Here is a 13,702-nt window from a genome sequence, read left to right as displayed (position 1 = left end):
CGACTCTTAGTCTGTGGCACATGACTGACAGGGGCCGAAGAGCTCCTGCATTTTTTCCGTGATCGCTCGATGTGGAGTTACCGATGGCCGCCGCTCACTACCCGCACCTGTTGGCCCCGCTGGACCTGGGTTTTACCACATTGCGCAACCGCACCCTGATGGGCTCGATGCACACCGGCCTGGAAGAAAAGCCCGGCGGTTTCGAGCGCATGGCGGCGTACTTTGCCGAGCGTGCCCGGGGCGGCGTGGGCCTGATGGTCACCGGCGGTATCGGCCCGAACGATGAGGGCGGGGTGTATTCCGGCGCGGCCAAGCTGACCACCGAAGAAGAAGCGCTCAAGCACCAGATCGTCACCCGCGCGGTGCACGAGGCGGGCGGCAAGATCTGCATGCAGATTCTCCACGCCGGCCGCTATGCCTACAGCCCGAAACAGGTCGCACCGAGCGCGATCCAGGCGCCGATCAACCCGTTCAAGCCTAAAGAGCTGGACGAGGAAGGCATCGAGAAGCAGATCAGCGATTTCGTGACCTGTTCGGTTCTCGCGCAAACCGCCGAGTACGATGGCGTCGAGATCATGGGTTCCGAAGGTTATTTCATTAACCAGTTCCTCGCGGCCCACACCAATCACCGCACCGACCGTTGGGGCGGCAGCTACGAAAACCGCATGCGTTTGCCGGTGGAAATCGTGCGCCGGGTGCGCGAAGCGGTGGGTCCGAACTTCATCATTATTTTCCGACTGTCGATGCTCGACCTCGTTGAAGGCGGCAGCAGTTGGGAAGAAATCGTCACCCTGGCCAAAGCCATCGAGCAGGCTGGGGCCACGATCATCAACACCGGCATCGGCTGGCACGAAGCGCGGATTCCAACCATCGCCACCAAAGTGCCGCGCGCCGCATTCAGCAAGGTCACGGCCAAGCTGCGCGGTTCGGTGAGCATTCCGCTGATCACCACCAACCGCATCAATACCCCGGAAATCGCCGAGCAGATCCTCGCTGAAGGCGATGCCGACATGGTGTCCATGGCGCGGCCGTTCCTCGCCGACGCGGATTTCGTCAACAAGGCTGCCGCTGGCCGCGCCGATGAAATCAACACCTGCATCGGCTGCAACCAGGCCTGCCTCGACCACACGTTCGGCGGCAAGTTGACCAGTTGCCTGGTCAACCCACGGGCCTGCCACGAAACCGAGCTTAATTACCTGCCGGTGCAACAGATCAAGAAAATCGCTGTGGTCGGTGCCGGCCCTGCGGGCCTGTCCGCTGCCACCGTGGCCGCCGAGCGTGGGCATTCGGTGACGTTGTTCGATTCGGCCAGCGAAATTGGCGGCCAGTTCAACATCGCCAAACGCGTGCCGGGCAAGGAAGAATTCTTCGAAACCCTGCGTTACTTCAACCGCAAGTTGCAGACCACCAACGTCGAGGTGTGCCTGAACACCCGCGTCGATGTGGCGCAACTGGTGGCCGGCGGTTACGACGAAATCATCCTCGCCACCGGCATCGCGCCGCGTACCCCGGCGATTCCGGGTGTCGAGAACGCCAAGGTGTTGAGCTATCTGGACGTGATCCTCGAGCGCAAACCGGTGGGCAAGCGCGTGGCGGTGATCGGCGCTGGCGGTATCGGTTTCGACGTCTCGGAGTTCCTGGTTCACGAAGGCGTGGCCACCAGCCTCGACCGCGAAGCGTTCTGGAAAGAGTGGGGCATCGACACGCACCTTGAAGCGCGCGGCGGCGTGGCCGGGATCAAGGCCCAGCCCCATGCACCGGCCCGCGAAGTGTTCCTGCTGCAACGCAAGACCTCCAAGGTCGGCGATGGCCTGGGCAAAACCACCGGCTGGATTCACCGCACGGGCCTGAAGAACAAACAGGTGCAGATGCTCAACAGCGTCGAATACCTGAAGATCGACGACGAAGGCCTGCACATCCGCATCGGCGAAACCGGCGAGCCGCAAGTGCTGGCGGTGGACAACATCGTGATCTGCGCCGGCCAGGACCCGCTGCGCGAATTGCAGGACGGGTTGGTCGCAGCCGGGCAGAACGTGCATTTGATCGGCGGCGCGGACGTGGCGGCGGAGCTGGATGCGAAGCGGGCGATCAATCAAGGGTCGCGCCTCGCCGCCGAACTCTGAGACCGCGTCACTTGTAGCAGCTGTCGAGCCCCAGCGAGGCTGCGTTCGGCTGCGTAGCAGTCGTCAATCCATTCACCGCGATTTATCTGGAACATCGCGGTGGTTGGTTTTACGACTGCTTCGCAGCCAAACGCAGCCTCGCTGGGGCTCGACAGCTGCTACGCTGCTGCCTTTTGACAGAATGTGTACCGTCAATGCTCCTCCCTCCCAACGACTGGCTCCCCCAAGCCCCGCTCAATTCCCTTCAACTCGACTGGCTCGCCGCAGCCGGCATCGAAGTCGCCATCCTGCGCCTGGACCAAATCGACCCGCTGATCAGCGGCAACAAGTGGTTCAAACTCATCGAACACCTGAATGCCGCCAACCGGGCCGGTGCCGAGGGCATCATCAGCCTCGGGGGCGCACATTCCAATCATCTGCACGCATTGGCCGCCGCAGGCAAACGCCTGGGTTTCAACACCGTTGGCCTGCTGCGCGGTCACCCGCAAGACACCGCGACCGTAACGGATTTGCAGGACTTCGGCATGCAGCTGCACTGGTTGGGTTACGCCGGTTATCGCGCGCGGCATGAGCCGGATTTCTGGCGACCCTGGTTGGAGCAATACCCGACGCTGCATCCGGTGCCGGAAGGGGGCGGCGGTTTGCGTGGGGCGCAGGGCTGCATGCGGCTCAAGGATCAGGTCCGTGAGCAATTGGCAGGGTTGGGCTGGAATGACTACGACGGTTGGTGGCTGGCCTGCGGAACCGGCACCACACTGGCCGGACTGGTGCTGGCCGAGGCGGGTGAACATCGGGTTTATGGTGCGCTGGCAGTGCCCGACGATCATGGCGTGGCGCAGCAGGTTGAAGCGATTGTGGGAGTGTCGGAGCCGACTTATGAATTGTTCGACGCCAGTCGCGGCGGGTTTGCCAAGGTTGATCCGCTGTTGTTGGCGTTTATCGAGCAGACCGAACAGGCCTGCGGTATTCCTTTGGAACCGCTGTACACCGGCAAGGCGTTGTTGGCGTTGAAGCAGCAGGTTGAAGCAGGCAAATTCCCCCGGGGCACGCGATTGATCTTCATCCACACTGGCGGCTTGCAGGGCCGACGCGGTTTCGCGTGACACCCTGCATTCCCCTGTGGGAGCGGGCTTGCTCGCGAAGGCGGTGTGTCATTCAACACCTGTATCGACTGAAGCGACGCCTTCGCGAGCAAGCCCGCTCCCACAAAGGATTTTAAGTTGGCATCAGGTATTGCGACTGACCCGCTTCGGCATCATCCGCAACAACGTGTTATCCCCCACCACATAATGGTGATACAGCCCGGCCACGGCATGCAGGCCGATCAGCCAATAGCCGATGGTGCCGCCGAGTTCATGCCAGCCCTGGATGCGTTTGGCCAACACCTTGTCTTCAGACACCAGCAACGGCAGATCAAACCCGTAAAACATCACCTGGTGCCCCTTGGCGCTGGTCACCAGCCAACCCAGCAGCGGCATCGCGATCATGAACAGGTACAGCGCCCAGTGCATCAGCTTGGCCAACGTCGTCTGCCAATGCGGCGACGCCGGGAATATCTGCGGCGCCGGGCCCAGGCTGCGGGCGAACAGTCGCAGCCACACCAGCACAAACACCGTCAGGCCAAGCATGAAGTGCGATTCGGTGATCAGCGTGCGACCACCACTGCCTTTGGGGAAGATCCCGCGAAATTCGATGCAGGCGTAGACCAGGATCAGCAGCACCAGCATCAACCAATGCAACGCGATCGACACCGTGCTGTAACGTGAATCGGAGTTCTTCCAGGGCATACGGGGCTCTCCACAGGTCAATGCTCAAAGTGCCGTTCTTGTGCGGCACTGTGCTTTAACTGTAATCCTGTTTTGCGGATTTGCCTGAGGCGATTTGCCCGTTCAATGCTCTGGTTCAGCTAATTGACAATAAAAACCCTGTGGGAGCGTGGCTTGCCCGCGAAGGCGCCCGAACAGTCAACATGCATATCGACTGGAAGGACGCCTTCGCGGGCAAGCCTCGCTCCTACAAGGGAATGGAGTGAATCAATTGGTTTGTGGCATCTCGCCGTTGGCCAGGCGCTTGTTGATATCGGCGATCACCTGGGGCAAATCGGTGATGGTGTCGATCATGTAGTGCGGCCGCGAACCTTCGAACAGGGCGTGGATGCGCTTGCGCTCGCTGGCCAGTTCTTCGCTGCCGAGGGCCTGATAACCCGCGTAATCCAGGCCCAGCGCGTTGCCGGAACAGATCAGCGCCACGGTCCACATGCCGGCGCGGCGACCTTCGAGAATGCCCGGCACCGTGTCGTCGATCTTCACGCAGGCCGCGACATCGTCGATGCCCAGCGCTATCACGTTGGCCAGGGCCTGGGCCGGCCATGGACGACCGTTGGGCACTTCGTCGGTGGCGACCACGTGGTCGGCGACGTAGCCGTTGGTGGCGGCCAGTTCCACCACTTTATCCATCACTTGCTTGGGGTAGCCGGAGCAGGAACCGATCTTGATCCCTTGCTGGCGCAGATTGGCGATGGTCTCCAAAGCGCCGGGGATCAGCGCCGAGTGCTCGGCGATTTTCTCGATTTGCAGCGGCATGAAGCGTTTGTAGATCGCGGTCACGTCATCGTCGGTCGGCGTGCGGCCGAATGCCTTGCGATAACGTTCGGCGACTTGCGGCTGATCGCACAGGGTGCGGATGTGGTCCCACTTGCCCATGCCCATCGGTCCACGGGCTTCTTCGATGGAGACCTGCACGTCGAATTCGGCAAAGGCTTCGACAAAAATCTGCGTTGGGGCGAACGAACCGAAATCGACGACGGTGCCGGCCCAGTCGAGGATGGCGGCCTGGAGTTGGGTTGGGTTTGTATAGTTCATGTCTCAAATCCTGTCTGTTGGAATGATGAGCAAATCCGTGTAGCAGCTGCCGAGCCTGCGAGGCTGCGTTCGGCTGCGAAGCAGTCGTAAAACCATCCACCTCGGTGTTTCAGGTGGACCGCGTCACCAGCATTCACGACTGCTTCGCAGCCGAACGCAGCCTCGCAGGCTCGGCAGCTGCTACGGGGGGTGTGAGTCAGATTTCGAGCACTTCCATCTCGCGCAGCACCTCGGCAATCGCCGCCACCGCCGCGTGCATCTCGGCCTGGTTGACGTGGCCGATGCAGCCGACGCGGAAGGTCTCGACCTGGGTCAATTTGCCGGGGTAGAGAATAAAACCCTTGGCCTTGACCCGTTCGTAGAACTCCTTGAACTGGTAACGCGGGTCTGTCGGCGCGTGGAAGGTGACGATGATCGGCGCCTGGATCGCGGCGGGCAGGAAGCTGCGCAAGCCCAGTTGGGCCATGTCATCCAGCAGCACCCGACAGTTGTCGGCGTAGCGCTGATGCCGCGCGGGCAAACCGCCTTCTTCGTTGTATTGCAGCAGGGCTTCGTGCAGCGCGGCGACCACGTGGGTCGGCGGGGTGAAGCGCCATTGGCCGGTCTTGGCCATGTAGGTGTGCTGGTCGAACAAATCCATGGCCAGGGAATGCGAGTTTCCGGCGGCATTCGCCAGCGAGTCTTTGCGAGCGAAGACGAAACCCATCCCCGGCACACCTTCCAGGCACTTGCCTGAGGCGGCGATCAGCGCATCGAATGGCACCTGTTGCGCGTCGATGGGCAGGGCGCCGAAAGAGCTCATGGCGTCGATGATCAGGCGTTTGCCGTGTTGCGCGATGACCTGAGCGATCTCCGGCAGCGGGTTGAGGATGCCGGTACTGGTTTCGCAGTGAATCAGCGCGATGTGAGTAATGCTCGGGTCAGCCCGCAGCAGGCGATCCACATCGGCGGCGGTGGTCGGTTCGTCTTCGGCGGTTTCGAAGGTGCTGAACGGACGACCGAGTACTTCGCAAATTTTCGCCAGGCGTTTGCCGTAGGCGCCGTTGATCAGCACCAGGATTTTGCCGTCGCGTGGCACCAGGGTGCCAATCGCCGCTTCGACGGCAAACGTGCCGCTGCCCTGCAAAGGCACGCAGTGGTGGCTGTCGGCGCCGTTGATGATCGTCAGCAATTGCTCGCAGAGGCTGGCGGTCAGTTGGTTGAAGCGGTCATCCCATGAACCCCAGTCGACCATCATCGCCTGACGGGTGCGGGCCGACGTGGTCAATGGGCCGGGGGTGAGCAGGATGGGTTCGGCGGTACTCATTCTCATGTCCTCGCAATCGATGGGATGACGCTACGGGGCTTAAATTGCAATTTGCCGTCGCATCAATCAAATTGTTTGTTGTTATGCCAGCCATCAGTGAGGGTTATTCATGAATCTGTTCCAGCTCCGCGCATTCGATGCGGTGGCCCGGGAAGGCAGCTTTACCCGGGCCGCCGCGCGGTTGTTCATCAGCCAACCGGCGGTCACCGGGCACATCAAGGCGCTGGAAGAGCACTACCAAATCACCCTGTTGCGCCGTACCGCGCGACGGGTGGAGCTGACGGAGGAGGGCACCAAACTGGCGGCGATCACCCGGGCGATGTTCGGGCTGGCGGAAGAGGCGCAGGTGATGCTCGAAGCCAATCGGCAGTTGCTGACCGGGCGCCTGGAAGTGGCGGCGGACGGGCCGCACATGGTCATGCCAATGCTCGCCAGTCTGCGGGCGCGCTATCCGGGGATCACCGTCAACCTGCGCCTGGGCAATGCGCAGGAAACCCTGGCGGCGCTGTTGTCCGAACACGCCGACGTGGCGGTGTTGACCGAAGTGGAGCCGCGCAAGGGCCTGCATCTGCAAGCGTTGAACGAATCCCGGATCTGCGCGCTGGTGCCGGCCGGGCATCCTTGGGCACAACGCTCGAAGGACGTACAGCTCAAGGAACTCGATCAGGTGATCATGGTGTTGCGAGAACCGAGTTCGATTACCCGACGCACATTTGACGAGGCGTGCAGTCAGGCCAAGGTCAGTCCGCGAGTGTTGCTGGAGCTGGACAGTCGGGAGGCGGTGACTGAAGCCGTCGCGGCTGAATTGGGGGTTGGCGTGGTGTCGTCGGTGGAAGTCAGCCATGACCCGCGGGTGGTGGCGGTGCCGATTATTGGCGAGGGGTTGGTCAATCGGCACATGATCGGGTGCATGGAGCGGCGGCGGGATTTGCGGTTGATTCAGGCGTTTTTTGATTTGGCGCCAACTCTGAATTGACCGTGCAATCTCTGTAGGAGCTGTCGAGTGAAACGAGGCTGCGATCTTTCCCGGGTCACTTGAGTCTCAAGCGAAAGATCAAAAGATCGCAGCCTCGTTTCACTCGACAGCTCCTACAGGGCTGTGAGGCTCTCGCGCACCATCTCCAGAAACGTCGCCACCACCCGCCGCGAACTCTGCTCGCGCAGGCACACCAGCGTTTCGGTCAACCGCCGTTTGCAGTCAGTAATCGGCAACGCGCACACCCGCGAATCCGCGCCAAACTCGGCCGCTGAAACCACCCCGACGCCAATCCCCACCACCACCGCTTCGCGCGCCGCTTCCCTACCTTCGACCTCAATCGCCGGGCGAATCCGAAACCCGGCGCCGGCCATTTCCTCCTCCAGCGTCTGGCGCGTCACCGAGCCGATTTCCCGCAGCACCAACGGCGTGTCGTCCAGGTCCGCGAGGCAGATCGACTCGCGATTCGCCCACGGATGATTGCGCGAGACGAACGCCACCATCGGATCATTGCGCAGCGGCAACGAGATCAAACGCTCGTCGCTGACCTCGCGCCCGAGCAGCGCCAAATCCGCCTGATAGTTGAACAACCGGAATAGCGATTCATCAGTGTTACCGGTTTCGATTTTCACGCTGATGCCGGGGTAGCGCTCGCAGAACCGGGCGATCTGCGGCAGCACGTGCACTGGCGCGTCCACGGCGAGGATCAGGCTGCCGGTTTGCAGCGCCCGGGAGTCCTGCAACAACTCCTGGGCCTCGGCTTCGATGACGAACAAACGCTGGGTGATACTCAACAGGCGTTCGCCCAAATCCGTCAGGCGCACCGAACGTTTGTTGCGGTGAAACAACAACACGCCGAAGCGTTCTTCGAGTTTGCGCACTTGGTCGGAAATCGCCGGTTGCGTCAGGAATAGCCGCTCGGCGGCCTTGGTAAAGCTTCCGTGAACGGCCACGGCGTGGAAGGCTTTGAGCTGGGCGTGGGAGACCGACATCGAACCTCCAGTAACAAGCTGAACTTATATTGGAAATACGATAAATCGATTTCACTTATTAATCAGTAATTGTTTTTATCCGCCTCAGCCCCGGTGACTGGTCAGTCGAACAGCCTCGGGGCCATGAGTCTGCGGGTATGACAGCAGGCCTCATCTGACCGGTATCGCCTCAGGGAAGCAGCGGTATCGAAGTGCTCAACAATAAAAAAACAGGCGTTATTTCTCAATTTCTGCCGGCACACTCACACCCTGAGGTCAGAACCACCATGAACAAGCACATCGGCACCATCAAGCGTTGGCGCGTGCAGATCTTCGCCATTACCTGGCTCGCTTACGCCGCTTTCTATTTCACCCGCAAAGCATTTTCCGTGGCCAAACTGGGGATCGCTGAAGACCCCACTTTCATGCTCGACAAAATGGCCATGGCCAACCTCGACGCCATCTACCTGACGGCCTATGCCATCGGCCAATTTACCTGGGGCATCCTCGCCGACCGTTTTGGTCCACGGGTCGTGGTGCTCGGCGGCTTGCTGATTTCCGCCGCAGCAGCGCTGGTGATGGGCAGTTTCGCCACGTTGCCGATCTTCGCCACCTGCATGCTGATCCAGGGCCTGGCCCAGTCCACCGGATGGTCGGGCTTGTGCAAGAACATCGGCAGTTTCTTTCCCGCCGAACAACGCGGACGGGTGCTGGGTTTGTGGAGTTCCTGTTATGCCTTCGGCGGTCTGGTGGCATCACCGTTCGCCGGTTGGTGGGCTTATACGCTGGTGGGCACCTGGCACGCGGCGTTCATTTCCAGTGCGGCGGTGGTTGGGCTGGTCGCCGTGCTGTTTTTTATTTTCCAACGCAACAAACCGGAAGACGTCGGCTTGCCCGCCGTGGAGCCGGAACCCGAGTTAAGCGCCGAAGAGACTTACGCCCAAAGCAAGATCAGCGTGTGGGAGCCGTTGAGGGAAATTCTGCGCAACCGCACGGTGCTGATTCTCGGGCTCTCGTACTTCCTGTTGAAGCCGGCGCGTTACGCGATTCTGTTGTGGGGGCCGGTGATTGTCTTCGAGCAAATGCCCTCCGTGGGTAAGGTCGGCGCGGCGATTATTCCGACGTCGTTTGAACTGGCCGGGCTGCTCGGGCCGATCATGATTGGCCTGGCCTCGGACAAACTGTTCGGCGCCCGACGGATGCCGGCCTGTGTGATCAGCCTGTTGGCGCTGACGGTGTCCCTGGCGCTGTTCATGGGCGCCTTGCACACCGGCAGCGTGTTGTTGGTAGTGGCGTTGTTATTCGTGATGGGCCTGACGCTGTATGGCCCGGACTCGATGATCAGCGGCGCGGCGGCGATTGATTTCGGCACGGCCAAGGCCGGCGCCACGGCGGCGGGTTTTGTGAATGGCTGCGGTTCGGTCGGGGCAATTCTCGGTGGTTTGCTGCCGGGGTACTTCGACTCGGTCACCGTGTTCATCATCTTCGCCGGTTGCGCGATGTTCTCGGCCTTCGTGCTGATCCCGCACTGGAACAGCCGCCCGGCTGGCCTGAGTCTCGATTGCGCCTTCGTGCCCAACCAACCGATGACCATCAAACCCCTGCGTACCTGAGGAAACCCCCATGAGACCTTTCTGGCTGGACCAAGCGCTGGCGGCCGAGTCCTGCGCGCCGTGCGAGCCGTTGGCCGGCGACACCCGCGCCGACGTGTGCATCGTCGGTGGCGGCTACACCGGGCTGTGGACCGCAATCATGCTCAAGGAGCAAAACCCCGAACTCGATGTGCTGCTGATCGAAGCCGACATCTGCGGTGCCGGCGCCAGTGGCCGCAACGGTGGCTGCGCGTTGTCGTGGTCGGCCAAATACTTCACCCTCGAACGCTTGTTTGGCGTCGAAGAAGCGGTGCGGCTGGTCAAGGAATCGGAGCGCAGCATTTATGCGATCGGCACTTTCTGCGAACAGTACGGCGTGGAGGCGGATTACCGGCTCGACGGCACCCTTTACACCGCGACCAACCGCGCGCAATGCGGCTCGACCGACGCGGTGATCGCGGCACTGGAACGCAACGGCATCAACTCCTTCACCCAGCGGCCGGTGGCGGATGTGCAACGCATGGCCGGTTCCGCCAAACACCTGGAAGGCTGGTTTTCCCCGGCAGCGGCCAGTGTGCAACCGGGAAAATTGGTGCGGGGTTTGCGCCGGGTCGCCTTGCAACTGGGGGTGAGGATCCATGAGAACACCGCGATGATGGGGTTGGAGGAGGGCCGTCCTGCGGGGATTAAAACCCCCAACGGCACGGTTCGCGCCGATCGGGTGGTGCTGGCGATGAACGCGTGGATGGCCCGGGCGTTCCCGCAGTTCGAACGCAGCGTGGCGATTGTCTCCAGCGACATGCTGATCACCGAACCGCGCCCAGACTTGCTGAATGAAATCGGCTTGACCAGCGGCGTCACGGTGCTCGATTCGCGGATTTTCGTGCACTACTACCACAACACCCCGGACGGCCGGATCATGCTCGGCAAGGGCGGCAACACCTTCGCCTATGGCGGGCGGATGCTGCCGGTGTTCGATCAGCCATCGCCCTATGCCGGGTTGTTGCGCAGCAGTCTGGCGGACTTCTTTCCGGCGTTTGCCGAGGCCAGGGTCGAGGCCACGTGGAACGGTCCTTCGGATCGCTCGGTCACCGGGTTGCCGTTCTTCGGCCAGATGAGCAGCAGCGGCAACGTGTTCTACGGTTTCGGTTACTCCGGCAGCGGAGTCGGGCCGTGTCATATGGGCGGGCAGATTCTTGCCTCGATGGTGCAAGGCCTCGACAACCCCTGGACCCGTTCGCCGCTGGTCAACGGGCCGTTGGGTTACTTCCCGCCGGAACCGATTCGTTACCTCGGCTCGTTGATGGTGCGCAACGCCATCCGCCGCAAGGAACGCGCCGAGGATCACGGGCGCCGGCCACGGCATCTGGATGTGCGGCTGGCGAAATTCGCATCGGCGGCGGGGAAGGCTGATAAAGGCTGAGTGTCAGGGCATGTCCGGTCGATTGACCAGCCAATCAAACAACAGGCGCGTATCGCCGCGCGGTGTGGGTGTAAGTGCCGGTGATGCGTGTTGAACGTTTGCACTGGCGCAAATAACCGGACGATCCGGGTCACTGTCGAGAAAACCGACGAACACCTCACTGCCGGCATCGGGCAGCCCGGACGTGCCCATGGCCACCGGCAACCAAAGACCGTCGCATGCCTGTGCATCGGATGCTGGCCAGAGACTGACCTGAATCCGCCCCTGCTCATCCTGCATCGCCGGTTGCCCCGATTCGCCCGACACTCGCGCGGGTTGATAGCCGGGAATGTTCGGCCTGGGGTGTTTGAGCGCGGGACGGAACACGGTTGACCAAGGAATCGCAGTGAATCGGTTGCCATAGCCGGGCGCTTCAAGCGGCTCATCAGAAAGGATCGAGGGTTGCTGACCTTGATGCCGTATTTCGGTGAGCAACCATTGATCGTTGAAACTCGACACCGGGTGTTGCTCCACCTGCACGATCCGTCCGCTGAGCAAACCGGTCTGATCGCTTTGGCCGTGGATATAACGTTGCTGGCAACGCAACCGTTCCAACGTCCGGCGGCTGCGTTGATCGCCGTGCAATTGCCCGGCCGCGGGACGGCTGTTTATCGTCGGTTTGCCGCTCAGTGGATGGTTCGCCGCGCCATGACTGGCAACGCCGGCGCTTCTGTCCGGGGCCTGTGTTTGCGGGAGGATCAGCGGGGAATCGTGGCGCTGGAACAGTTCGCGAATCGCGGCAAAGGCTGGCTCGTCGAAGGGATTGTCATGAAAGGGTGTCGGCACCGGTTCCTGGGGGAAACTCATACTGTCATCGGCCAGCACCAGCACATGTCCGTCGTTGTGATGTTCGAAGTGATAGTGGATGCCTTCTTCTTCGCAGAGTCGGTGCAGCAGGGCCAGGTCGCTTTCTTCGTATTGAATGCAAAAGGGCCGGACCGGGTAATGCCCAGTGCTCAGCTCGAAGCGGTAGCTGTGCCGGGGCATTGCGTGCTCCTCCAATAATTGCCGCAGAATGGCCGGCGCGCTGAGGCGATGAAACACCCGCCGGGCGCGTTGTTGTTCGAGGTTTTGCAGATACGGCACCAGCACCAATCGGTAGCCGACCCTGTGCGGGCCGCGATGTTCGCGGCTGGCACTGTGGAGAATGCCGTGAAAGCCCTGGCCGTCGCCCAGGCTCAGGAATGCCGGTTGTTGCAGCAAATGCTCGAGGTTCATGGCCGGGGCCAGGCCGATCACTTCGATGTCGAATCGATAAGGCTGGTTGAGACCTTCACGGCCGCTGAACTGCAACACCTGCAAACTCAAATCAGCGTCGACCAGGGTCAGGGTAAAGGGACTTTCCTTGTCGTTGTGCATCGAGTGCGCTTCTGCCATGAAATACGGGGCGCAGAGGGTACGAAACCACGGCCCTGAATAGACATCGCAAATCGGCTTTTCAGAATCGCCCTACAAGCACTGTTGAAGATGTCGACACGGCGTGCCGTTCAACAGGATGGAATTTTTGGTCGATTGCCAACTTTAGGCCGTATAAACTTGGCGCCATGCGTCGGCCAATAGATGTCTCGGCGCCACAGATCAAGAGAGTGAGTAATGGGCGCACAGTGGAAGGTTAAACACAAAGAAGCGGCATCCAACGCCAAGGGCAAAATCTTCGGCAAACTGGTGAAAGAAATCACCATTGCTGCGCGTAACGGTGCCGATACTGCCACCAACGCACACCTGCGCCTGGTGGTGGAACAGGCCAAGAAAGCCTCGATGCCCAAGGAAACCCTGGATCGCGCGATCAAAAAAGGCGCGGGCCTGTTGGGCGAAACCGTGCAATACCATCGCGTGACCTACGAAGGCTTCGCTCCGCATCAGGTGCCGCTGATCGTTGAATGCGTCACCGACAACATCAACCGCACCGTCGCTGAAATCCGCGTGGCGTTCCGCAAGGGCCAGTTGGGCGCTTCCGGTTCGGTGGCCTGGGATTTCAACCACGTCGGCATGATCGAGGCGTCCCCGGACAGCCCTGACGCCGACCCGGAAATGGCCGCCATCGAAGCCGGCGCCCAGGATTTCGAGCCAGGGGAAGAAGAGGGCACGACCCTGTTTCTGACCGAACCTGCGGACCTCGACGCGGTGCAGAAAGCCCTGCCAGAGCAAGGTTTCACGGTGTTGTCGGCTAAATTGGGCTACCAGCCGAAGAACCCGGTCAGCGGTTTGAGCGATGAGCAAATGGCTGAAGTCGAAGCGTTCCTGGAAGGCCTCGATAACCATGATGATGTGCAGGATATGTTTGTTGGGTTGGCGGGTTAAGCAGTCCTGTCATTGACGGCTTTGTTGCCTGACAGGCCGTCTTCGCGAGCAAGCCCGCTCCCACAGGGGATTTGTGTCGTACACATACTGTGTGATCAACATAAATCCCC

General features: G+C 61.1%; 11 protein-coding genes. 6 read left to right on the top strand and 5 right to left on the bottom strand.

Annotation, left to right across the window (positions count from 1 at the left end; all coding sequences use genetic code 11):
- Positions 1–83: 83 nt before the first annotated feature.
- Together HB680_RS25390 and HB680_RS25385 are read left to right on the top strand one after the other, a co-directional pair.
- Positions 84–2,123, top strand: a complete 2,040-nt coding sequence (locus tag HB680_RS25390) for an NADPH-dependent 2,4-dienoyl-CoA reductase (protein ID WP_213941160.1) — start codon at positions 84–86, stop codon at positions 2,121–2,123.
- Positions 2,124–2,317: 194 nt separating this feature from the next.
- On the top strand, positions 2,318–3,226 hold the full coding sequence (locus tag HB680_RS25385; protein WP_213941159.1) for a pyridoxal-phosphate dependent enzyme: 909 nt from the start codon (positions 2,318–2,320) through the stop codon (positions 3,224–3,226).
- Positions 3,227–3,349: 123 nt separating this feature from the next.
- Here HB680_RS25385 and HB680_RS25380 read toward each other — a convergent pair whose 3' ends face one another.
- The 3 genes from HB680_RS25380 to HB680_RS25370 form a co-directional block, all read right to left on the bottom strand.
- Positions 3,350–3,910 (bottom strand): cytochrome b, encoded by a 561-nt coding sequence (locus HB680_RS25380; protein WP_213941158.1) that lies wholly within the window; start codon positions 3,908–3,910, stop codon positions 3,350–3,352.
- Positions 3,911–4,156: 246 nt separating this feature from the next.
- On the bottom strand, positions 4,157–4,984 hold the full coding sequence (phnX, locus tag HB680_RS25375) for a phosphonoacetaldehyde hydrolase (RefSeq protein WP_213941157.1): 828 nt from the start codon (positions 4,982–4,984) through the stop codon (positions 4,157–4,159).
- Between the two features lie 196 nt (positions 4,985–5,180).
- On the bottom strand, positions 5,181–6,290 hold the full coding sequence (locus HB680_RS25370) for a 2-aminoethylphosphonate--pyruvate transaminase (RefSeq protein WP_213941156.1): 1,110 nt from the start codon (positions 6,288–6,290) through the stop codon (positions 5,181–5,183).
- Between the two features lie 109 nt (positions 6,291–6,399).
- On the opposite strand from HB680_RS25370, the gene HB680_RS25365 reads away from it, so the two are divergent.
- Positions 6,400–7,266: a LysR substrate-binding domain-containing protein gene (locus HB680_RS25365; RefSeq protein WP_213941155.1), complete on the top strand. Its 867-nt coding sequence runs from the start codon at positions 6,400–6,402 to the stop codon at positions 7,264–7,266.
- A 113-nt stretch (positions 7,267–7,379) separates the two neighbouring features.
- Here HB680_RS25365 and HB680_RS25360 read toward each other — a convergent pair whose 3' ends face one another.
- Entirely contained in the window at positions 7,380–8,258 is an 879-nt protein-coding gene (locus HB680_RS25360; protein ID WP_213941154.1) for a LysR family transcriptional regulator, read from the bottom strand.
- A gap of 266 nt (positions 8,259–8,524) precedes the next feature.
- On the opposite strand from HB680_RS25360, the gene HB680_RS25355 reads away from it, so the two are divergent.
- Complete coding sequence (locus HB680_RS25355; RefSeq protein WP_213941153.1) at positions 8,525–9,850, top strand: MFS transporter; 1,326 nt, start codon at positions 8,525–8,527, stop codon at positions 9,848–9,850.
- 10 nt (positions 9,851–9,860) lie between these two features.
- A complete protein-coding gene (locus tag HB680_RS25350; RefSeq protein ID WP_213941152.1) occupies positions 9,861–11,252 on the top strand; it encodes an FAD-dependent oxidoreductase in 1,392 nt (463 codons plus the stop codon).
- Between the two features lie 3 nt (positions 11,253–11,255).
- On the opposite strand, the gene tssI is transcribed toward HB680_RS25350, so the two are convergent.
- Positions 11,256–12,650: a type VI secretion system tip protein TssI/VgrG gene (gene tssI / locus HB680_RS25345; RefSeq protein ID WP_213941151.1), complete on the bottom strand. Its 1,395-nt coding sequence runs from the start codon at positions 12,648–12,650 to the stop codon at positions 11,256–11,258.
- A gap of 234 nt (positions 12,651–12,884) precedes the next feature.
- Between tssI and HB680_RS25340 the strand changes: the two genes are divergently transcribed.
- Positions 12,885–13,592 (top strand): YebC/PmpR family DNA-binding transcriptional regulator, encoded by a 708-nt coding sequence (locus HB680_RS25340; protein WP_046032546.1) that lies wholly within the window; start codon positions 12,885–12,887, stop codon positions 13,590–13,592.
- Positions 13,593–13,702 lie beyond the last annotated feature (110 nt).

It is taken from the genome of Pseudomonas sp. dw_612 (assembly GCF_018449725.1).
GTDB lineage: Bacteria > Pseudomonadota > Gammaproteobacteria > Pseudomonadales > Pseudomonadaceae > Aquipseudomonas.
Note: the sequence above shows the minus strand (reverse complement) of the source record. Positions and strands in the feature narration are given on the sequence as shown.